Here is a 21,399-nt window from a genome sequence, read left to right on the forward strand (position 1 = left end):
CTTCATCAAGGTTATTTGCACTTAATATTTTAAAAATGTGTTGTTTTAAATCGATGAATTTTTCCATTTCTTCCTCATTTAATTGATTTTTATCAAAATAATCTTTAAATCTTTTATTTATTGCTTGTTTTACATGAAATTTACAGAAATGATGTTTTACTTTTAATTTATCTATTGCTTCACGATATTCATGTTTTAAATCCGTTCCAATTGATATCTTCTTCTGATTACGTAGTGATTCGTTTAAAAAATTATAAATGGTCTTGGAATCTTCTGATTTGACCAATTTGATCGAAACAAGAGTATTTAATTTTACATCGAATAAAGCCAAAATATACTGTCATACTCCATTAATTCTAGCCCAAAGACTATCAAACAAGTAATATCCGGAATAGTACCAATTATCATAGTTAAATTCATATTTGGAGTTTAAAATGATATTTTCTATACTTTGATGTGAGATTTCAACGTTATGCTGTTGTTTTAAGTTAAATCGTATTTTATGAAGCCCTGCACCATAAATTTGATATAAATTTTCAATACAATCAATAACAGGTAAAGTAATATTGGAATTAGGATAAACAAGAGAAGATAAATCTGAATAAAAGACTTTACCACATTTTTTGCACTTATATTTTTGAATAATGCATTTTTCTCCCCAATTCTTAAAAAAATAAGTTTTCTTTCATAAGTTCCATTTTTAACTATGTGATGTGATTTACAACTAGGACAAACTGCAATTCTATTTTCAAAATGAATTTTACCTCTTTTTTCCAATCTAATAAGATTATCCTCAATATTTTCACAACCAAATCGAGAAAGATCATCAGATTGACGAAATTCAGAAAAACTCTGGTACAAAATCGGAAAGTTTATATTCTTTTAACTCCATACATTCATATGGAGCTTTAATATTTTTACTGGACATATTAATATTTAAGTTCCACCTTATATATTAATTTTACTGCTTTTAAATTAAAAATAAAGAAAAAATAGAACGAAAAAAATTCAAGAATCAAAAACTAGTGAAAATTCAAATCACACAAGTTTTTGAAAGTGACATGAAACATTTAAAAGTTAATTTTATATAAAAAAAGAATAATTGATTAATCTATCAAACTAGGATACTTCAACAATAATATATTGAATAAATACCTACTGCATTTATAATCAGTGCCGACCCCATACTTAAAACAGGTCCTCACCGGTACCGACTAACTTTTATAATATTTGTAAAATGTAAAACTACATGAAATAACTCTCATTCTAAAAAAATGAATCCAGAAGTTAGAAATTAAAAAAAAGAATGTTAATAGATGCAATTGCATCTTTCAATACCTATCAGCCTGCAAAGTGCATAACCCAGATATTGCCGCCCCCGACATTTAAATCAGTTTTTGCCACACAAATTTTTAAAATAAAATAAAAGCAGATGAACTTAATCATCTACTTAACGTTAATATTAACTTTTTTGGTTACCTTTTATAGCTATGAAACATCTTCACTTCCAGATGCAATAGCCGATATGGACACAGTATTTCCAGCATTCATAATTTATGATTATGGTGGGAAAATAAGATTTAGAGAAACATTAATTGAACCATGGAGCAAGGATTAAGATGGCTGAAAAAGAATGGATAGAAATCGGACCCGTGAGAGGAGATACAGGGCCTAAAGGAGATACTGGGGACATTGGAATTGGAACTGTAATAAAAGGACATTATGATAATTACTTAGAGTTCATTGCAGTTCATCCTTCAGGTTCACTTGGTGATGCATATATTGTAGATGGTAGCTATTACTACTGGAACGAAAACGGCTGGGCAAATGCAGGCTCTGTAAAAGGAGATACTGGGCCTCAAGGTGATAAAGGTGATAAGGGAGATACTGGTGCGACAGGTAGTAAAGGAGACAAAGGCGATACTGGTGCAACTGGTGAAAAAGGACAACAAGGACCTAAAGGAGATACTGGAGATACAGGAGCTACTGGCGATACTGGACCGGCCGGGGCAAAGGGGGACACTGGAGCTACGGGTACTGGTGTTACTATTAAAGGTTCGTATAATACTTACGAAGAATTAATAGCTGAACATCCAACAGGTAATTAGGAGGATAACTATTTAATCAACGGCTCTCTTTATGTCTGGAATGGAACAACTTGGGAAAACGTAGGAAATATAAAGGGAGAAAAAGGTGATACTGGAGATACAGGAGCTACAGGTTCACAAGGTGTTAAAGGAGATACCGGCAGTAGTGGCTTTTCAACAACCGTTAATGTCGACCATGCAAATGGCCGAATAGTAATCACAAGCGAGGAAGGTTCAGCTATAATTTCATTTGATGAACTCAAAGGCGATAAAGGTAACACAGGTTCAAAAGGAGATAAGGGAGATACTGGAACTAAAGGTGATAAAGGAGATACCGGAGCCAGTGGTGTAGGTAGTGATGAGGAAGCTGGATGGAAATTGCCAGTTGATAAAATACAAACTATAACAACATTACCAACAGGTGTTAGTGCAGGTTATCGTGTAGCTATTGTTACAAGCTCCATCATGGCCATTAAAGAATACATAAAAAGGGAAAATTTGTAGTCACTTTCAAGGACGCAAATAAAAAAGCGATAAAGAACGTTAAGGTCAAGATCAAAATCAAGGGCAAAACCTACATCAAAACAACAAACAAAAAGGGGCAGGCAAAACTAACCATCAATCTGAAGGCGAATAAGAAATATACCGTCAAGGTTGGTTTCAAGTCAACCAAAAAGATAAAAGTAGTTAAATAATCAATTATCCCCGGATAATTGATTTATTAATTTTTTGAAATGTAACTATGATACACTTATTTTTTCAAAGTCTTAATCAGCTGCAGACTAATATTTAAAGCATGTGCTTGTCTTTTTGGAGTAACAGTTATTGCAGCTTTGACAGATTGACTCCCCATCCCCATTCTCTTTCCATTCAGCCAGGAAATCGGCCTGTGCAACAAACGGCTTGGACATTGACATGAACTCCACATCAGTATGGTTTAATACATCGTTCATTGATTTCATGTCCCTGAGTGAACCGCCTAAAATCACTGGAATGTCCACTTGGTCAATCAGCTTGTCAACATAGACTAAAAAGGGATTCTTTTCATTGCCGTCATAAAGGTATGATATTGTACGTGCGGTCAACTGTATACTGTCAGCTCCTGCCTTTTCAAGTTCACAAGCCACTTTAAGGCTTTCCTCTGCAGTCATACCATCCTTCCTGACATCCCATGGGTTGATGCGTATGCTTACGTGAAAATCAGGCATTGTCTTTTTAATGAGTTTAATAATTTCTGAAGCGATTCTGACACGGTTTTCAGTGTTTCCACCATAATCATCTTTTCTTTGGTTGAAGTATGGGTTGATGAACCTTGCAAGGTAGAAATTGTTCCCCATATCTATTTGCATTCCGTCAAAACCGGCGAATGAGAATTTCTTGGCAGCCATTATGACTTCCGCCTGGAGTTTCCTTATCCCCTCGATTTTCAAATCGTTGGCTTCGGCCTTCTGGTTGTCGCCGTCATCATAGTAGAAGAACGCCAATTGCCCTAAAACCGGCACATCATGATTGTGGCAGATGTCAGTTATCATCTTATACTCCTTTACAAAGCCGAGATAATTCAGGTTTGCACAATATGGAGCAAACCTGTCCTTATGGTCAAGGACAAACATTTCAGATATTATAAGGCCGGTACCGGATCCTGCAATCTTTTCATACTTGTCATATATTGCTGGTGAGAGGAATCCTCCATCCTCGGTTTCTGTCTCCCAAGTACCTGTCCTTACAACCCTGCTTTTAAGTTTCAAATCACCCAATTGAACTTCATCGAAAATGTCTTTCATAATAATCACACTACTACTTTATTTATTATTTATAGATAATGGAAAGTATTTAAATCTACTAGTAATGTCAAAGTAACTTACAGTGATAAATTATATATTGCACAATTAAAAAAGTAATATTCAATTGATTAAAGGAGGAACAATTATATGGCGAATGGAATTCTTGCAGCGATTTTGTCCTTTTTCATTCCAGGACTAGGTCAAGCTTATGCTGGAGACATCAAAAAAGGAATTATCTTTTTCATTGTCCTAATAGTTTTAATATTGCTTGGAACAGTAATATTCAGAAGCTGGATTATATCCATCATTAATATCGCATTTTCATTATATGCAGCTTATGATGCTTACCAAATGGCACAATGATAAAAAAAAAAGAAGTATAAATGGAGTTTATTAAACTCCCTATTTTATTTTAAAAAAAAAAGCAAAATAAAAGGTAATCTATTTGATTACCATTAAAGTGTCCCCAATGCTTACCGCATCACCAGGCTCTACGAAAATTTCCTCGACAGTACCGTCAACTTCTGACTGGATGTCGTTTTCCATTTTCATAGCCTCGATTACGGCAATTGTGGATCCCTGTGTGACCTTATCCCCAACATTGACGTTGAGCTTGATTACCATACCCTGCATTGGTGAAGGAACTGCGCCTTCAACAGGCTTGAAGTTTCCAGACTCGGTTTCCTCGATTTCCATGAACCCGGTAGGCATGATTTTGACTTCAAACACGTCACCGTCAACTTCAACATTGTATTGTGTCGGTATTCCGATTCCTTCATCCTCGCTGATGGTGTGAGCAGGTTTCAGCTCTTCCTCTTCAGCTTCGCCTTTAAGGAATTTCGGAGCGATTGGTGGATATAATGCATAGGTCAATGCATCCTCATCGGATTTGACGAATCCTTTCTCTTCTCCTTCTGACTTGAACTTGTCGAATTCAGGTTCAAGCAAGTCCGCCGGCCTGCAGGTTATTACTTCCTCATCGCCAATTATTCTTTTTGAGATTTCCTCATTGACAGGAGCCGGTGGCTTACCGTACATTCCTTTCATGTATTCCTTGACTTCGTTTGATACGGTTTTGTACCTTTCCCCACCAAGCACGTTCATTACTGATTGGATACCTACGATTTGGCTTGTTGGAGTTACGAGTGGCGGATAACCCATGTCTTTTCTGACTCTTGGCATTTCATCCAATACGTCATCGTACCTGTCAAGTGCGTTTTGCTCTTTTAATTGTGAAATAAGATTGGAAAGCATTCCTCCAGGGATTTGGTATAATAATACATCAGCGTCAACGCTTTCGGATATTGGGTCAAGGATTCCGGAGTATTTTTCCTTGATGTCCTCGAAGTATTTCTTGATTGATGCCAATAGTTTCAAGTCCAATCCAGTGTCATATTCGGTTCCTTGGAGCGCTGCAACCATACTTTCTGTAGGTGGCTGGGAAGTACCCCAAGCGAGAGGTGAAATAGCAGTGTCTAAAACATCAACGCCTGCCTGACAAGCCGCATAATAACTGATTGGAGTCATACCACTGGTACAGTGACAGTGCAAGTCCACAAGCAAGTCTGTTTCTTCTTTGAGTTTTGATACCAGCTCATAAGCTGCAGTAGGTGTGATCAAACCTGCCATATCCTTGATTGCAACTGAATCACAGTCAAGTGCTTCCAAGTTCTTTGCAAGGTCTACGAAATCATCCAGGGTATGAACCGGACTGATAGTGTAACTGATTGTTCCCTGCACATGTGCACCCTGATCCTTTGCAACTTTAATTGCCTTTTCCATATTCCTGATATCGTTTAGTGCATCGAAAATCCTGAATATGTCAACACCATTCTCATATGATTTCTCAACGAATTTTGTTACGACATCATCTGGATAGTGCTTGTAACCAACCAGGTTCTGTCCCCTTAAAAGCATTTGAATAGGAGTGCGGTTGAATTCGGATTTCAATTGTCTTAACCTTTCCCATGGATCTTCGTTCAAGTATCGTATGCAAGTATCAAAAGTAGCTCCACCCCATGCTTCAACTGAGAAATATCCGACTTTATCCATTTCTTCAGCTATAGGAATCATATCACGGGTTCTCATCCTGGTTGCAAGCAATGATTGGTGAGCATCACGGAGCGCTGTTTCTGTAAATCTTACTTTTGCCATTTAATTACACCTCTTTCAATTTTATTATATATAAAGTAATCTTAAATTATCCAACTATAATATATGTTTTTATTATTATATAATTATAACGATAATTTGAATAATCATCATGAAAAATAGCTAAAAACAGAAAAATAATGGATATTGAAAATATCTTAAAAAAAAGTTAAAAAAAAGTAATGAATATTGAAAAATTATCTTTCCAGTTCACCGGCGATGAATTTTTCAACGTTTTCATATGCTTCGTCATCAGTGTATTGAATCGGAGGATGCTTCATTGTGTATGAGGAGATTGAAGTCAATTGTCCGCCAATGCCTCTTTCCAAACCAATCTTACAGCATCTTACAGCATCAATCACACATCCAGCGGAGTTTGGAGAGTCCTCAACACTTAATCTGAGTTCAATGTTCATTGGAACATCACCGAATGTGCGGCCTTCCATCCTGAGGAAGCATAGCTTGTTATCGTTTTGCCATGGGACGTAGTCACTAGGTCCGATGTGTATGTCACGATCATCCATTCTTTCTGTTAGCACGGATTGAACCGCTTCGGTTTTTGACTCTTTTTTGGAGTCTAATCTTTCACGGTTGAGCATGTTTAAAAAGTCAGTGTTACCACCAGTATTGATTTGATAGGTCCTGTCTAATTTAACACCCCTATCCATGAATAAGCTAGCTAGTGTTCTGTGTGTGATAGTAGCACCGATTTGAGCTTTGATATCGTCACCTACAATTGGAATTCCTTTTGCCTTGAATTTAGCATCCCATTCATCGTCACTTACAATGAATACTGGCATGCAGTTCACGTATGCGATTTCAGCGTCAAGTGCGCATTGAGCGTAGTATCTTGCAGCCTCTTCGGAACCCACCGGCAAGTAGTTCACCAATATTTCAGCGCCGCTTTCCTTAAGGACGCTTACAACGTCAACAGGTTCCTCGTCGCTTACGACGAAAGTGTATTCATCATCATATTTTGACATGTGGTCTGCCACACCGTCCAATACATGACCCATGCTTACTTTAACGTCATATTTTGGAATGTCCTTCTGGAATATTGTGGTACAGTTAGGTTTGGCAAATATTGCCTCGTCAATAGTTTTTCCCACTTTCCTTGCATCCACATCGAATGCAGCTACAACTTCAATGTCACTTGGAGTGTATCCTCCAATATCCCAGTGCATTAATCCAATTGCATCTTCTGGGTTTTTACCATCATAATAATGTATTCCTTGGATTAAGGAACTTGCACAGTTTCCTAATCCTACAATCGCTATTTTAATTTTATCCAATATAAACACCAGCTAATATTAATTATTAAAAATAATACTTTAAATAAATAAAATACTAATATTATGTTATGTAGTATACTTTATATAATTATTGTTTTTTTAGGCATTTTAAAAAGTCTAGTGAAAATCACAATTAACTTTTTTTACAAATTCCAATGCCTCATCAAACGCATCATCCAAATCCCCCTTGGAGTCGAATTGCGTTTCAATCAGTTTCAGTGTGTCATGATTGTAAATCATTTTCGGATAATCCATGTAATTGGGCCCGAACATTGAAGTCAAGTGATGGTGAGTGTCCTTAGGGCAGTTGAACTCATGGCCTTCGAATTCTATTTTAGTCAATGGGAATGTCTTGTCATAATCGAACATCCTTATTTTCCAATGGGGGATGCCTTCAATGGTGTCTGAAAACTGTCGGGTTTTGGAATCGGTGAATCCCACTGATTTTCTTGCATTGTCGATTTCATCCATGTACCTGATTCTGCCATTGAGAAGGTCATTGTGAAACTTGTACTGCGCCGGGGCGAAGCTGTTTCGGATTTCATCCACCTTGTCATCCTCAATGAAGTCGAATGGGAAAACGTCAATCTTGACGTAGGGCTTGAGCCATGCAAACTGCAGGAAATTATACTTGCCGTCAACAAGGTCATTGCCGTACCGGTCCTTGGCATCGTATGCGCTTTTAACACCATCATAATAGTTTTTCCTGTTTTCACAAAGCAGTGTCAAGCCGCAGAATTCGTCCAATCCGCAAGCCTTGATTTCCTCAGGCAGGACCTCGATCAGTTTATTGTAGTCATGCCTTAAAATCACCAGGTCAATGTCATCATCCCATGGAATGAACCCTCCATGCCTCACAGCACCCAAAAGGGTTCCGAAGCCTAGCCAGTAATCCAGGCCGTGCTTCCTGCATACATTATCCATGAAAATCAACAGTTCCACGTAAAGCGCACGGAACTTCCTATGGGTTTCGCTGAATGTGAGCTTGCCATCCTCACCGGTGAGGTTTGAAAGGAAATCCTCGGTGGATACTCCTGTGGAATTGTTTATCCTATCTGTCATGTCAAAACTCAATTTCAGGATTCTTGGATTGAATTTAATGAAATCCGGCAATTTAAGATAATAGTTTTCCAAACCCATATTAACACCAAAACGCTTATTAAAAATAGTTTTTTCAAATCATATTTTTAAATATACTCCATAATAAAAGTTATGGGCGAAATCGTGGCAAACCGGTTGAATTGAAAAGGATAATGATTAATAATAGTTAAATATAATTATCAACAATTAAAAAAATTAACATCAATGAGAAATTAGTGAGTTTGAACATGAAGAAAGTCCTTTATATTGCATTCAATTATAATCATGACACTGGAATCGCATCGAAAAGATTGAGGGGAATATCAAAGTACCTGCCGTCCTTCGGATGGAAGCCCATTGTGATTGTTCCCAGAACATCCAATGACACCGTAGAGATTGATGGCGTTGAAGTCGTTGAAACCGATTACCAGGACATGATTTCCAGGTTCATGCCGAAATCAAACAAGAATACCGGAAGAAAGAGGGAAGTGAGCGGAAGCGACCAGACAAACAGGTTCGTCTCAAAGGGACTGTCCTTAGCCGGAGAGATATTCGCCTACCCCGACAGCATGAAATACTGGAAAAAGCCTGCATTCGAGGCATCATGTGAAATAATTGAAGGCGAAAGGATTGACGCGATAATGTCCTCCTCATCACCAATCACCTCCCACCTCATAGCCCATGACCTGAAGGAGAAGTATGACATCCCATGGGTTGCCGATTTGAGGGATTTGTGGAATATGAACCCTTACGTCAACCATAATGCCGTGAGGAGATTTTTCGAGAAAAGGTTGGAGATGAAAACGTTCAGCAATGTTGATGCGCTGACCACAACAACCGATCTGGCAAGGGACACTCTTCAAGGCATCCATCCGGATAAGATGATAACCTCAGTCGTTTCCGGCTTTGACCCTGATGATTTTGAAAAGACACGGCAAGGCGAACATAGTGAGAAGCTGACCTTGATGTATGCCGGATCGCTTTACAAGGGCAGAAGAGACCCTTCAATACTCTTTGATGCCGTGCATCAGCTGATTGAGGAGGATAAAATCGGCAGGGACAATATCATGATTGATTTTTATGGCGATGAAATAAATCTAAGGGAGCTTTCAGAGAAATATGGCATCACCGGAAACGTCAAAATCCACGGCAGGATAACCCAGGATGAAGTATTGAAGCATCAGATGAACGCCGATGTGCTGCTTTTGATTTCCTGGATGAACAAATCCGAGAAAATGTTCATACCCGGCAAGGTCTATGACTGCATCGGATGTAAAAAGCCTATACTGTCAATAGGATATCCTGAAGGATCGCTTAAGGACCTTATCGCCAAGACCAATATCGGATACCATGTATCAGATGTCGAGGAATGTAAAAAAGCCGTTTATGATTACTACACTAAATATTACAAGAATGAATTGAAATACTGCGGAAATGAATTTGCAGGAGAATACTCCTTAAAAAACACTGCAAAAAGATTTGCGCAGATACTTGAGGAAATACAATGAACCCCTATATTGAAATTATAAGACCTGGAAACGCGTTGATGGGTGCGATATCCATCATACTGGTTGCATTGATAGACAAAACAATAAGCGTCCCAGTCGTGCTTGCGATGGCCGCAGTGTTTTTCGAAACCGCCGCTGGAAATACTATAAACGATTACTTCGACTACAATATTGACTTGATAAACAAGCCGGAAAGGCCAATACCGTCAGGAAGGATTTCCCTCAAGAACGGAAGGAACTACGCTTACCTGCTATTCCTTGCAGGAACAGTGTGCGGATTCCTGATCAGCTACCTGACCAATAACTGGATACCATTCGCAATCGTGTTAATGGCTGATGTTGTGCTTTACCTATACGCCTATAAACTGAAGTCAACACCATTAATCGGCAATTTGGCAGTTGCTTTCATGACAGGTTTCGGATTCGTGTTTGGAGGATTCAGCATAAACAATCCAAGCATCATCATGACCTCAATATTTCTGGGATTCTTCGCCTTCGTCATGACCGCCGCCCGTGAGATAATTAAGGACATTGAGGACATTGAAGGCGACAAGGCCGATGGCGCAAGGACATTGCCTATAATAATCGGGACTAAAATCCCTGCAGTTATCGCAACAGTGCTCATCATTGTCGACAGTGCATTATGCCCATTATTATACTTCCAGCATATTTTCGGAATACTTTATCTGGTCATTATCGCCATTGCAGTTGTGCTGTTCCTATACAGCGCCTTCATCATCATTAAATCACAGGATGAGCAAACCGCAGGCAAGGCATCAAAATATCTGAAAATAGGAATGCTCATAGCATTCGTTGCATTCGCCCTCGGTTCATTCTAATTCCTTTCATATATTTTTATAGCCTCGAACTCCTGGACAAGGGAATAGTCGGTGAGGTTGGTGCCTCCCGACGATACATAATACGTTGCATTGCCGTTGAGCAGTTCCTTATTCAACAGTGTGGCGTTTCCAATGTTTCCGGGAATGAAAACGTTCTTTTGAAGATACCATGTTTGAGCGTAACCCCTGTTTGAAAACACTATGCCCTCCTTTCCGTCAAGCCAATTGGCAGCATTCTGTTCGCAGACAGGGACAGGATCGTCCTCAATATGAATTACAAAGGTCCAGCAGATGCTCAGCATCAAGAGCATAATGACTATTGGGACAACATACTTGACCTTGCTTTTGAAACGGTTGAGCAGTATCTCAACTGCAAACACTACCAGAAATACGAATCCCGGAGCCATTGATGTGAAATACCTGTTTGTCTTGGTGATATGCGCTGAGAAAAATATGAGATAAGCCAGGAACAGTCCCGCCATGGCGATATTGATTGCAAGATACGGGTAAGTGCTCAGCCAGATGTTGTCCACGCCCTCAAAGTTTATGATTATTTTCGTAAGCGAGTATGCTAGCAGATACATACCGGCAAACAGTATCAATTCGGAATAGAAAAACGAGAACTTGCTGGCCGTGAAAAATGATGCGAAGACCATGACTATTGAAATTGCCAGCAGGACAAACATGAGTTTAGAGGGAACTGTCCATTTATATATGCTGGAATCCATATCCCTAATCTTCATATAGGAATCCCTGAATGTCTTTAAAAACATGTAAGTGATTAAAATAACGCCAATGATGGCTACAATCAAAATAAGATTTCCGATAAATGCTTGGCCTGATGAAATGTTATATGTTATGGAATTAATGTAGAAAAACAGGTCATTGTGAACAACACGCCCCGCATAAGTGATTACGCGACTGCTTTGAGAGGATACTGAAGCAGCCTGGTTTATAAATCCCAGAGGAATTTCATTAATCATGAAATAGGCGAAAAACGGTACTGAAGTTAAAATCCCCGCCAACACGCCGCCCAATAGGTTCCTATAATATTTTTTGATGTTGCTTGCAATGTTGGTTCTGCTCATGAAGTACAGCACCATCACTCCAACGCTTATGGCGCCAACGTACTTTGTAAAAAAGCACAATACCGCCAATGGAAATGCGATGTAGAAGTATTTCTGATTTTTTTCCATTGCCTGAATGAAAAAGTACAGTGCCCACACCATTACGGCGACAAATGCAATGTCCAATGTCCCATTGGCCACCCATCTGATGTTGATGAACATTGTGGCGTATAGGAAAGCGCCGAAAAAGGAGTAGAAATTATTGAATCTTAACCTCAACAGGTAAAACATGCCCATTATGCCAATGAAAAAGAAGATTCCCGAGGTTATGATTATGCTTGTTGATGAAACAAAGCCCAGCCTGAACAGTATCGAGGTCAGGAAAGGTATGAACGGAGGCAGGTACCCCACGAACCTGTAGCCGTCAATCTCAACGCCTGACATTTTAAGGGCTTCAATCAGATAGTAGAAGACATCCTGATACTGGTTTCCCAGAATATGATGAGTTGAGTTTTGATATATTATTGCGGAAGTTATCACCAGGGCAACTATCCCAATGGCAAGTATCGCCAATCTGTTCTCCAATTTCTTATCCATGCCAATCAAGCAAAATCCCCCTTATTGTTAATACTTATTTTCTTAAGCTAATTAAATATTTTTGAAAAAAGTATTATGTATTGAAAGTACAAATAATACATATAATGTTAAAAGATTTCGATTTGAATAAAAAAGATTATCATTGCCTGATCATAATTGCAGTTTTCAGCATTATCCTAACAGGCAATTACATAATATTCAATTCCAATTTTGGAATATACTGTTCTGACGTTTATGTTTATCTTCTCAATGCACTCTACTATACAGGAGTCAACATACGGTCAACCGGAACAATATACCTATCGCCCCTGATTTGCTTTCTAACATCAATATTTTTCTATGCAGGATTCATAGACAAACTGGCGATTTACATTGTGACTGGAGCCTTTGCAATATTCGGAAACCTTGGATTTTACATCCTGCTTAAAAGGTATTTCAATGAGACATTGAGCCTGGCAGGGTGCATAATCTATTCTTCAATGACACTTTACCTCACATGGCTTGCCAATGGAACGCTGGACATTCCGGCAGTGTCAATGATAATCTGGACTGCCCTGTTTACAATAATGGCCGTCGACGACAATCCCCGATTCTACAAGCATGCAATATTATTCATAGTCCTGGGAGTGTTTACAAGATACACTATGCTTTTAACAGTCCCTGCATTATTGCTTTATTATGTTTATCAAAAAGGATTTAGAGTGGAATCCGAGGATTTCACAGAAATCAAGAAGGGAATCATCATCGCATTGATCCTTGCAATAATTACGATAAGTGCGGTTTCCATAATGGGAAGCGGGCATTTCGCCGCCAGCGGACAGATTTCCAATGGAATAAGCGGCGCCCAAGGTTCAAATGTGGATCCGGCATACAATACCGATGTCAGTTATTATGTGAGCAACTTCCTGAATTTCATTTCAAACTCACATACCGTCGTTAACGGAAACCCCATTCTGGAAAACCCCACACCACTAGCCTATGCAATCGTCGCAATCATCATTATCGGAATGGGATTGTGGCTCTATGACCATAAAAGAGGATTTGAAAGAAAAGATTTAATCCCAGTAATGTTTTTCATATTGGCAATAATCAGCTTTACCAGAATCAGTTCAGTCGTTACAACATTGCTTGTTCTAATCGGACTTTATTTCCTGGGAAAGGACAGTGAGTGTAAAAACGAGTGCTTCATGCTCGCCTGGATATTTTCTAACCTGATTTTCTTCAGCTATTACAGCATCAAGGTGAATCGTTACCTGCTTCCGGCATTTCCAGCAATAGTATATTTCATTTTGCTTTCAATAGATACAATCAACGCCCATGTTAAAATCAACAGGAACATCATACCGGCCGTTCTGATTGCACTGTTCATTGTTCAGGCATTCACGTTCACATTCACCTTTGAGCCTACAAATGAGTTCAAAGCCATAGAAGAGGTTTCAGATTACATTATCGGCAACAATCCCGATTATGAGAACCTACCCATCGGGGTTTACAATGTAAGGGCATACAACTGGTGGCTGGGAAGCCATCTTTTACCGATAAGCAGCAGCGACCAGGACATTATCGATTCAAGCAACGCCACCTATTACATCTCCGATAGGGTGCTGAATAATGTTACAAACTATACCGAGATAAAAAATATCGATCACATTTACATATATGAGAAGAGTGTTTAAAATGAGGATTCTACATGTTGTGCCTTCATTCGCCCCGTGCTTCGCCCATGGAGGAGTGGTGAATGCATCCTATCAGATTGCAAAAAAACAGGTCGAGGACGGACATGACGTCACCGTCTACACTACCGACAGCTGCAATGAACGGTTGCAGTTTGAAGACAACTATAATGTTGACGTTGATGGGATAAAAGTGTTCTACTTCAAGAACCTGTCAAACAACATCAAGAACAAGCTAACCATCGACACTCCAGTCTCCGCAATCAGCCACATCAGAAGGACAATTGCGGATTTCGACATCATCCAGATTCACGAGCACAGGCACTCCCTTGCGATTGCAACCCACAGGTACGCCAAGAAGAACCGCATACCCTATGTCCTGCAGGCTCACGGGTCAGTTCTCCCGTTCTTTCAAAAGGAGAAGTTGAAGGACATTTTTGACAAGTTATGGGGCTTTGACATACTCCATGATGCGTCACGAGTGTTTGCACTCACTGAGGTTGAAAAGGAACAGTACCTTAAAATGGGCGTTGCAGAGGACAGAATCGAGATTGTCCCATTGGGAATAAACCTGGATGAATACGCCAATCTTCCGGAAACTGGAAATTTCAAATCAAGACATGGCATTGACGCTGAAGACAGGGTAATATTGTTTTTGGGAAGGATCCATGAAATCAAGGGACTTGACCTCTTGGTGAATGCATTCGATAAAATCAGAAATGACAATGTCAAGTTAGCCATTGTCGGCGGCGATTCAGGTTTCAAGGACACTCTTGACGAGATGATTGAAGAAAGGGATTTGCAGGACAGGGTAATCTTTCCAGGAGTCCTGACTGGCCGTGACAAGATTGAGGCGCTGGTTGACTGTGACGTTTTCGTCATGCCTTCCCGGTACGAGTCATTCACAACAAGCGGCCTTGAGGCAATGGCCTGCGGCAAGCCACTGGTTTTAACCAGGAACAACCACATCCACACATGGGTCAAGGATAATGTGGGACTTGTCTGCGATTTTGATGAGGAGGACCTGTCCAATTGCATTGAAACATTGCTGGACAATGGGGAATTGTGCAGGGAGTTCGGTGAAACCGGCAGGAAACTTATTGAAGACAAATATGATTGGGACAAGGTTTCAAAACATATTGAATCCATATACAGGTCTTGTTTTTAAGCGATTTTTTTAAACTATATATAATAAAAAAAATAAAAAATATATATCATAAAAGCAATTTTAAGAGGATAATATGAAAGTTGTATGCTGTAAGAACTGTGGTGCCAAATACCAACTCGATGATGATGACGATATCACAACATTTGAGTGTTCTTCATGTGCAGGTGACTTAGAATACTTGGAAGATTATTCCGATGGCGAAGACAACAATACATCCTCCTTTGTTGATTCATTCAAATATGATAATTCATATATTGTTCAATGTGAAGATTGTGGATTAAAATACAAGATTAAAAGTAGCGACAGCATACTTGATTATGAATGTGATAGCTGTGGAGGTTCCTTAAGATATTTAGACGAGGATATGAACAAGGAATTGGATAAATATCTTGAAGAAAGGAAAGAAGAATTGAAAACCATCAGGCAACAATCCCAAGCGGACAAACCAACATCTGGAGAATTATCAAATGAAGAGGAAGACCGTTCCTTAAGGTCATTCACACATAAAATCGGCGACTTTTTCTCAGAGGAAAAGATGCACAAGATAGCTGACGATGAGAAAAGGGAAATGGAGCTTGAAAAAGAGGAAGAGATTCCTAGAACTGCAAGAACCACCATTCCCCAAGCGGTTTTATCCAAGTTCGGTAAAGAATTCGCTGTTCCCAAAACCAATGATTACAATATTCTGAAATCTTTCCTTAAAGATGAATTCTTTAGGAGCATGAAGGAATATTATCCAAATGAGCCTGACAAATCCTCAAACGGATTGCTCAATAAGATCAGCATTAGGGAACCTGACAGCGACGAGATAATACCGAATGAAACTACACTGACCGATGACAATGACGGCGGCTTTGATATCAATAACCTTGATACCAATGAAATCATAATACTTGTGGGAGCAGGCATTTTCATCATAAGTATTATTGAAATATTGATTATGAATAGCGGTGTCGGTATTGTTGCATTATTCATTGGAGTTATAATGCTTTGTTTCGGACTTTATAAAACTAGAGATGTTAAGCAAACTGAAGAAAGAACAAGAATCATCAGAGAACACTTGTTAACCCTTTCCGATGAATATTATGTATTCTATAATGTTAAAACTCCAACAGCACCATCAGGAATCAACCACCTGGTTGTAGGTCCAACTGGAATATATGCTCTTTTGTCTCAAAAGTACAATCCAAAACTCAGGCTCGAGGCAGAAAACGAGAACTTGAACTTGATCGGTTCTGCCGATTTGGATGAGGACAAGATTGAAGAGGTTCCGACAAGGGACAATACCAGAAGATTCAGGTACACCACCAAGCAGGCCAAATTCTCACAGGACAACAAAATTAAGCAAAAGGCATTGTCATTGGGTGAAGACTTAATCAACTTCCTAAACGACAACAACATTAAGAACTGTTTTGTGGAGCCTTTGGTTGGGTTTATCAACAATGAGGTTGTTGTTATAAACATGCCTTTGACTGATGAGGACCTGTTTATTGATGAGCTTTTAAATCAGATTAAAACAAGCACTATCAAGTTGGATCAGGAAACCATTGACAAATGTGCTGTTTTACTCAGTCATTATTCTGCAGACTGCTCTGCAGAAATTTAATTTCTTTTTTTTGGATTACCATGATTTTCAACAAAGTTAAGCAAAAGTTTTACCTGCATAGATGTCGAAAGGTTGCAAAAAGCTGTGGCGATAACTTCAAGGTAAATGGTGAAAGTTACGTTACACCAAACACTACTTTAGGCAATAATGTTAATTTTAACGGCATGAAGATTCAAGGAAATGGCAATGTAATCATCGGCGACAATTTCCATTCAGGCATAGAGTGCATGATAATCACCAGCATCCACAACTACGACAAGGGAAATGCGATACCCTACGACAACACCATCATCTCAAAGGACGTTGTTATTGAAGACAATGTATGGTTGGGAAACAGGGTAACCATATTACCCGGAGTGAGAATAGGCGAGGGCGCAATAATCCAGGCCGGAAGCGTGGTCGTTAAGGATGTTGAAAAATATGCAATAGCAGGAGGACACCCTGCAAAAGTCTTCAAGCACCGTGACATTGACCATTACGAAAAACTAAAAAAAGAAGGGAAATTTCATTAGGAATCAATTTTATAAGGCCATATTCTCCTAAATGATATTACTTTAAAAAAGTGAGTTGATGAATCCAGATGCAGTCAAACCAAAACCATTCTATGATTTAAGACAAATGTTGGAAAAACCAGCCCATTATTATTTCAAAAAGGAAAATGAGTTGGATTTGATTGATGTTATTGTTAGGGTAGCTATTGGAAAACATAGAGAATGGATTCATAATAGGGACATTGAGAAATTTTAATTAACAATCCTTTGAAAAATTTAGTTTTACACCATACAATCAGTTATTTTTTAGCTAGGCTGTCTAATGGGCATTTAAAAAAGATTTTTCAACGAATTCTTTATATAATGATTATGTTTATATACATTCATAATCATAAATTATTTTAAATTTACAAAAAAAGTTGTTGTGATTTTCATGAGATTGTCAAATATTGAAGTTAAAAATTTTAAAACTTTTAAAGATGTATCTGTAGAATTTAATAAATCTAATCTGTTAATAGGATCTTGTGCTGCAGGTAAATCCAATTTTGTTGAAATTTTTGATTTTTTAAAAGACTTATCCCAGGATTTTGACAAAGCATATAGAAAACATGGTGGACCATACTTAAAAAATCTTAATTTAAACTCAGATGACAATCCCACATGTTTGAAAATTTCATTTGACGATAAAGAATTTGGAGGTATTGGTTTAGGTTTGTCAGACCTTCAAAAAGAATTAAAAGAAAATGAAAGCATCACTCTACAGTTTAAAGATTTCTTCTATGAAATATGTGTTAATTTCAAAGAATGGGATTATGAAATCCTATCTGAAAAATTAGTGTATAATTTTGATGTATACAAATTTAGTGAAAGAGATTTTGAAATTATTTCTCAAAATACACTTTATATAAACAATATTCATGGGGAATTTACAGCTGAATTAAAAAAAGAAGAGGAATATTTCACAATAACTAATCTTATTCCCGAAGCAATGTTGGATGTAGTGAAAAATAATTTTAAACTGAGAAAAATCCCATTAATTAACTCTCCATTATCTTCATTTCCTATTCCATTAGAATTCACTTTTAAAGATATTGAATGTTATAATTTCAATCCACAATTTTCTAAAGGAGTTAGTGAAATTAATGGAGACAATAATTTAGCGAAATATGGTGAGAATTTAGCGGCCATTTTAAATAAAATATTTAAAGATGGGGATAATAAGCGTAAATTCCTGAATTTAGTTAATGATTTACTTCCATACATTGAGGATATTGGAATAAATCAATTAAATGATAATCAAATGATGTATTCAATTACTGAAGTGAATAATATGATTGAAATTCCTTCATTTTTCATTTCTGATGGAACCAGTAATGTTATTTCATTAATTGTATCATTATATTTTGATGATTCCAAATATTTATTCATAGAAGAACCTGAAAGGAATATTCACCCTTCCCTACTTTCTAAAGTTGTCGATATGATTGGTGAAGCTTCAAATAATAAACAAATTTTTGTAACTACTCATAGCCCAGAGATTTTAAAATATATGAACTTGAATGATGTTCTGTTTATTTCAAAGGATGAAGAAGGATTTTCAAAAATTACCAAACCAGTCAATAATGAGACAATTGCTCCTTTCATTGAAGAATTGGGTATTGATAAAATATTCATAGACAATTATCTGGAGTGGGAAGATGAATAGTTTGAGAATATTGCTTGAAGGAAATGATGATCAAAGATTCATCGACAATGTTATCGTCCCTTATATTTCACAAATTAAACCTTCAATGATTTTAACAATTAAATATGCTGAAGAAAGAAAAGTTGATGTTGATAAAACAATTCAAAAATTAGATGCAAAAAATCATAAGTATATTCTATTGGGGGATTATGATTCTTCGGATGACTGTATTACTTTGAAAAAAGAGGATTTAATAGATGAATTTAATCATTTAAATAAGGATGTTATTTTCATTGTCAAAGATTAGATTGAAAGCTGGTTTTTAGCAGGTATGAATACTGATTTGGAGATATTTGCTGAATTTAGCGTACCTGATGATACTGAAGGAATAACAAAGGAAATGTTTAATGACATGATGGAGAATAGTCGTTTTGATTCTCGTATTGATTTAATGAAAGAAATTTCTAAATCATATGATTTTGATTTGGCAACCAAAAGGAATAATTCATTTAAATATTTCATTGAAAAATTAGAAAAGATACTCAATTAAATAGAATCAAGATATTAATTGCTTCATCTCAAATTGCAAAGATTTTTGATAAAAAAGAAAGACTGTTGCAACTAAGGGCAGAAATCCAATGGATAAATACGAAACAGAAAATATGAAACTATTGAAAAAAATATGGATTAATGCATCTGGATGCTGTTAAGCCAAGGCCTTTTTTTGATTTAAGGCAGATGCTTGAAGGATCTGCTGAATATTATTTCAAACACATTGATGAAGTTGATTTGATTGATGTTATTGTACGAGTAGCTATTGGAAAGCATCGTGAATAGATTTATAATCGGGGCATTGATAAATTTAGGATTTGAGTTTTTTTTGTTTTAATAAGGATATTTTCATATTTAAACCTTGTAGAAACCATTTTTAAAATATTTGTATTGCTCTGTAAATGTTATATATAGGGTGCTAGATTTTTTCATGTGAGAAACTTGCACTAAACTCATATTTTTTGTATATTTCTATTAATTTATCATTGTTTTCTTATGGGGTTTTATAAAAATTAATTAAATTAAAAATGGGTCAATTAAAAGCGATATATTTAAATATAACGGATAACAAATATTTATTTGGCGATAAAAATGTTACCGAGTTTAAATTACGATTCAAAAGACCCAAAGTTTATTTTGTTAGGCAAAATATTTAAAATTATCGATTCTAAAAAATTTAAAGACACATGCAACCGCAAAGGAATTACAAGTCGTCAAATGATGGTAGATTCCATAAAAATTCTTTTTATGAGTATGTATTTTGATTATACTGTTTCTAATGTTGTTAATGAGTTAAATCGTAGCTCAAAATTGAGAAAATTTGCAGGATTTTCTAAAGAAATGCCAACAGCCGAACAGATCTATGAATACATGAGCAGATATTCCGCAGAACAATACTGCAAAATAGTAAATGCAACATTAATGAAATTTAATAAAGAAAATAGAGGAACATACAATCGTTTTATTGCTGATGCAACACCATCAGCTTGTGATTTTAATAATGACAAGCATTTCATACCAAAAGAACATCTTGAAAAACTAAATTTAAAATGGGGATTTTCAACCACAAAAGGACATTTCATTGGATTTAAAGTTACTGTTGTCCTAAATGAGAAAACAATGGTGCCAGTTTCAATTTTAATCCATTCTGGAGCACCTAATGATTCAAAAATTTTTGACGACGTTTTACAAGACCTCCAAAAAAGGCAAATAATCAAAAGAAAAGACATGATTTTATTCGATAGAGGTTATTACGGCTATAAAAACTATCAAATCGGAATTAACAAATATAAAATCATTCCCGTCATATTTCCAAAAGAATCTTACAAGGAAGAAAAATTAAAAGGACAAATGTCCTATCCAATGGAAGTATTTTCAAGAAATAAAAAATCAAAAGACTTAAAAAAAGATATTGATAGTATTGCATCAATATTATATCAAAAATTACAAAATTGGAAAGAATTAAAACCAATACGTGGCATAATTGAAGATTTCTTTAAAGTAGCCAAAGATGCATTCGGATTAGGAGAATTCCACAGTTACACAGTCGAATCAATGAGCAGAAAAATCTACCTATGCTTATTATTAACAACACTAATCGTACAACAAGGATACAAAACAAAAACACAACTACAGAGGCTAGCAGAAGGAAATGTCGTTCAAGACACACCAGTATCAAAAAAATGCAATAAAAAGAAAAATAAAAATAAAAACAATAAAAAATCAAAAGCACCATTAAAAACAGAACAACAAGAACTAGAAATCAGCAAAAAAGAAGAGCAAATATCACTCTTAACATTTTGTTCTATCTAGCACCCTAT

Annotated in this window: 21 protein-coding genes and 1 pseudogene; 16 read left to right on the top strand and 6 right to left on the bottom strand. The window is 36.9% G+C overall.

Annotated elements, in window-relative coordinates; all coding sequences use genetic code 11:
- Nucleotides 1-331 (bottom strand): annotated as a pseudogene (locus ACKI30_RS09065) (transposase family protein); the annotation flags it as partial.
- A gap of 1,140 nt (nt 332-1,471) precedes the next feature.
- Between ACKI30_RS09065 and ACKI30_RS09070 the strand changes: the two are divergent.
- The 3 genes from ACKI30_RS09070 (at nt 1,472) to ACKI30_RS09080 (ending at nt 2,591) form a co-directional block, all read left to right on the top strand.
- Nucleotides 1,472-1,618: a hypothetical protein gene (locus tag ACKI30_RS09070; protein WP_407411795.1), complete on the top strand. Its 147-nt coding sequence runs from the start codon at nt 1,472-1,474 to the stop codon at nt 1,616-1,618.
- Nucleotides 1,596-2,108, top strand: coding sequence for a hypothetical protein (locus ACKI30_RS09075; RefSeq protein WP_407411797.1), 513 nt, complete (start codon nt 1,596-1,598; stop codon nt 2,106-2,108). The genes ACKI30_RS09070 and ACKI30_RS09075 overlap by 23 nt, the downstream gene beginning before the upstream one ends.
- A gap of 357 nt (nt 2,109-2,465) precedes the next feature.
- The gene (locus ACKI30_RS09080; RefSeq protein ID WP_407411799.1) at nt 2,466-2,591 is read left to right on the top strand and encodes a hypothetical protein; all 126 of its coding nucleotides are present in this window, start codon (nt 2,466-2,468) and stop codon (nt 2,589-2,591) included.
- Nucleotides 2,592-2,869: 278 nt separating this feature from the next.
- On the opposite strand, the gene ACKI30_RS09085 is transcribed toward ACKI30_RS09080, so the two are convergent.
- Nucleotides 2,870-3,871 carry a tRNA-dihydrouridine synthase gene (locus ACKI30_RS09085; RefSeq protein WP_407411801.1) on the bottom strand — a complete coding sequence of 334 codons (1,002 nt, stop codon included), beginning with the start codon at nt 3,869-3,871 and terminating at the stop codon, nt 2,870-2,872.
- A 147-nt stretch (nt 3,872-4,018) separates the two neighbouring features.
- Here ACKI30_RS09085 and ACKI30_RS09090 point away from each other — a divergent pair, with 147 nt between their 5' ends.
- Nucleotides 4,019-4,234: a DUF6677 family protein gene (locus tag ACKI30_RS09090; protein ID WP_407411803.1), complete on the top strand. Its 216-nt coding sequence runs from the start codon at nt 4,019-4,021 to the stop codon at nt 4,232-4,234.
- Nucleotides 4,235-4,312: 78 nt separating this feature from the next.
- On the opposite strand, the gene oadA is transcribed toward ACKI30_RS09090, so the two are convergent.
- The 3 genes from oadA to ACKI30_RS09105 all read right to left on the bottom strand — a co-directional run bounded on the left by oadA (nt 4,313) and on the right by ACKI30_RS09105 (nt 8,454).
- Nucleotides 4,313-6,025 (bottom strand): sodium-extruding oxaloacetate decarboxylase subunit alpha, encoded by a 1,713-nt coding sequence (oadA, locus tag ACKI30_RS09095; RefSeq protein WP_407411805.1) that lies wholly within the window; start codon nt 6,023-6,025, stop codon nt 4,313-4,315.
- A 194-nt stretch (nt 6,026-6,219) separates the two neighbouring features.
- A complete protein-coding gene (locus ACKI30_RS09100) occupies nt 6,220-7,314 on the bottom strand; it encodes an inositol-3-phosphate synthase (protein ID WP_295601193.1) in 1,095 nt (364 codons plus the stop codon).
- A gap of 117 nt (nt 7,315-7,431) precedes the next feature.
- Nucleotides 7,432-8,454, bottom strand: coding sequence for a phosphorylcholine transferase LicD (locus ACKI30_RS09105; RefSeq protein ID WP_407411807.1), 1,023 nt, complete (start codon nt 8,452-8,454; stop codon nt 7,432-7,434).
- 581 nt (nt 8,455-9,035) lie between these two features.
- Here ACKI30_RS09105 and ACKI30_RS09110 point away from each other — a divergent pair.
- Nucleotides 9,036-9,902, top strand: coding sequence for a glycosyltransferase (locus tag ACKI30_RS09110; protein WP_407411809.1), 867 nt, complete (start codon nt 9,036-9,038; stop codon nt 9,900-9,902).
- Nucleotides 9,899-10,741, top strand: coding sequence for a UbiA family prenyltransferase (locus ACKI30_RS09115; protein WP_407411811.1), 843 nt, complete (start codon nt 9,899-9,901; stop codon nt 10,739-10,741). Before ACKI30_RS09110 ends, ACKI30_RS09115 begins: the two co-directional genes overlap by 4 nt.
- Here ACKI30_RS09115 and ACKI30_RS09120 read toward each other — a convergent pair.
- On the bottom strand, nt 10,738-12,405 hold the full coding sequence (locus ACKI30_RS09120; RefSeq protein ID WP_407411832.1) for a glycosyltransferase family 39 protein: 1,668 nt from the start codon (nt 12,403-12,405) through the stop codon (nt 10,738-10,740). The genes ACKI30_RS09115 and ACKI30_RS09120 overlap by 4 nt on opposite strands.
- A gap of 104 nt (nt 12,406-12,509) precedes the next feature.
- On the opposite strand from ACKI30_RS09120, the gene ACKI30_RS09125 reads away from it, so the two are divergent.
- From ACKI30_RS09125 to ACKI30_RS09170, 10 genes are all read left to right on the top strand, one after another.
- On the top strand, nt 12,510-14,081 hold the full coding sequence (locus tag ACKI30_RS09125) for a glycosyltransferase family 39 protein (RefSeq protein ID WP_407411812.1): 1,572 nt from the start codon (nt 12,510-12,512) through the stop codon (nt 14,079-14,081).
- Nucleotide 14,082: 1 nt separating this feature from the next.
- On the top strand, nt 14,083-15,246 hold the full coding sequence (locus tag ACKI30_RS09130; RefSeq protein ID WP_407411814.1) for a glycosyltransferase: 1,164 nt from the start codon (nt 14,083-14,085) through the stop codon (nt 15,244-15,246).
- A 73-nt stretch (nt 15,247-15,319) separates the two neighbouring features.
- On the top strand, nt 15,320-16,852 hold the full coding sequence (locus ACKI30_RS09135) for an NERD domain-containing protein (RefSeq protein ID WP_407411816.1): 1,533 nt from the start codon (nt 15,320-15,322) through the stop codon (nt 16,850-16,852).
- Between the two features lie 20 nt (nt 16,853-16,872).
- Complete coding sequence (locus tag ACKI30_RS09140) at nt 16,873-17,364, top strand: acyltransferase (protein WP_407411818.1); 492 nt, start codon at nt 16,873-16,875, stop codon at nt 17,362-17,364.
- Nucleotides 17,365-17,422: 58 nt separating this feature from the next.
- Complete coding sequence (locus ACKI30_RS09145) at nt 17,423-17,599, top strand: hypothetical protein (protein WP_407411820.1); 177 nt, start codon at nt 17,423-17,425, stop codon at nt 17,597-17,599.
- 183 nt (nt 17,600-17,782) lie between these two features.
- Nucleotides 17,783-19,048, top strand: coding sequence for an AAA family ATPase (locus ACKI30_RS09150; protein ID WP_407411822.1), 1,266 nt, complete (start codon nt 17,783-17,785; stop codon nt 19,046-19,048).
- Nucleotides 19,041-19,334, top strand: coding sequence for a hypothetical protein (locus ACKI30_RS09155; protein WP_407411824.1), 294 nt, complete (start codon nt 19,041-19,043; stop codon nt 19,332-19,334). Before ACKI30_RS09150 ends, ACKI30_RS09155 begins: the two co-directional genes overlap by 8 nt.
- Nucleotides 19,335-19,358: 24 nt before the next feature.
- A complete protein-coding gene (locus ACKI30_RS09160) occupies nt 19,359-19,577 on the top strand; it encodes a hypothetical protein (RefSeq protein ID WP_407411826.1) in 219 nt (72 codons plus the stop codon).
- A gap of 140 nt (nt 19,578-19,717) precedes the next feature.
- Nucleotides 19,718-19,864, top strand: a complete 147-nt coding sequence (locus ACKI30_RS09165; protein WP_407411828.1) for a hypothetical protein — start codon at nt 19,718-19,720, stop codon at nt 19,862-19,864.
- 306 nt (nt 19,865-20,170) lie between these two features.
- Nucleotides 20,171-21,391: a transposase gene (locus tag ACKI30_RS09170; RefSeq protein ID WP_407411830.1), complete on the top strand. Its 1,221-nt coding sequence runs from the start codon at nt 20,171-20,173 to the stop codon at nt 21,389-21,391.
- Nucleotides 21,392-21,399 lie beyond the last annotated feature (8 nt).

This window comes from Methanobrevibacter sp., assembly GCF_045539575.1.
GTDB lineage: Archaea > Methanobacteriota > Methanobacteria > Methanobacteriales > Methanobacteriaceae > Methanocatella.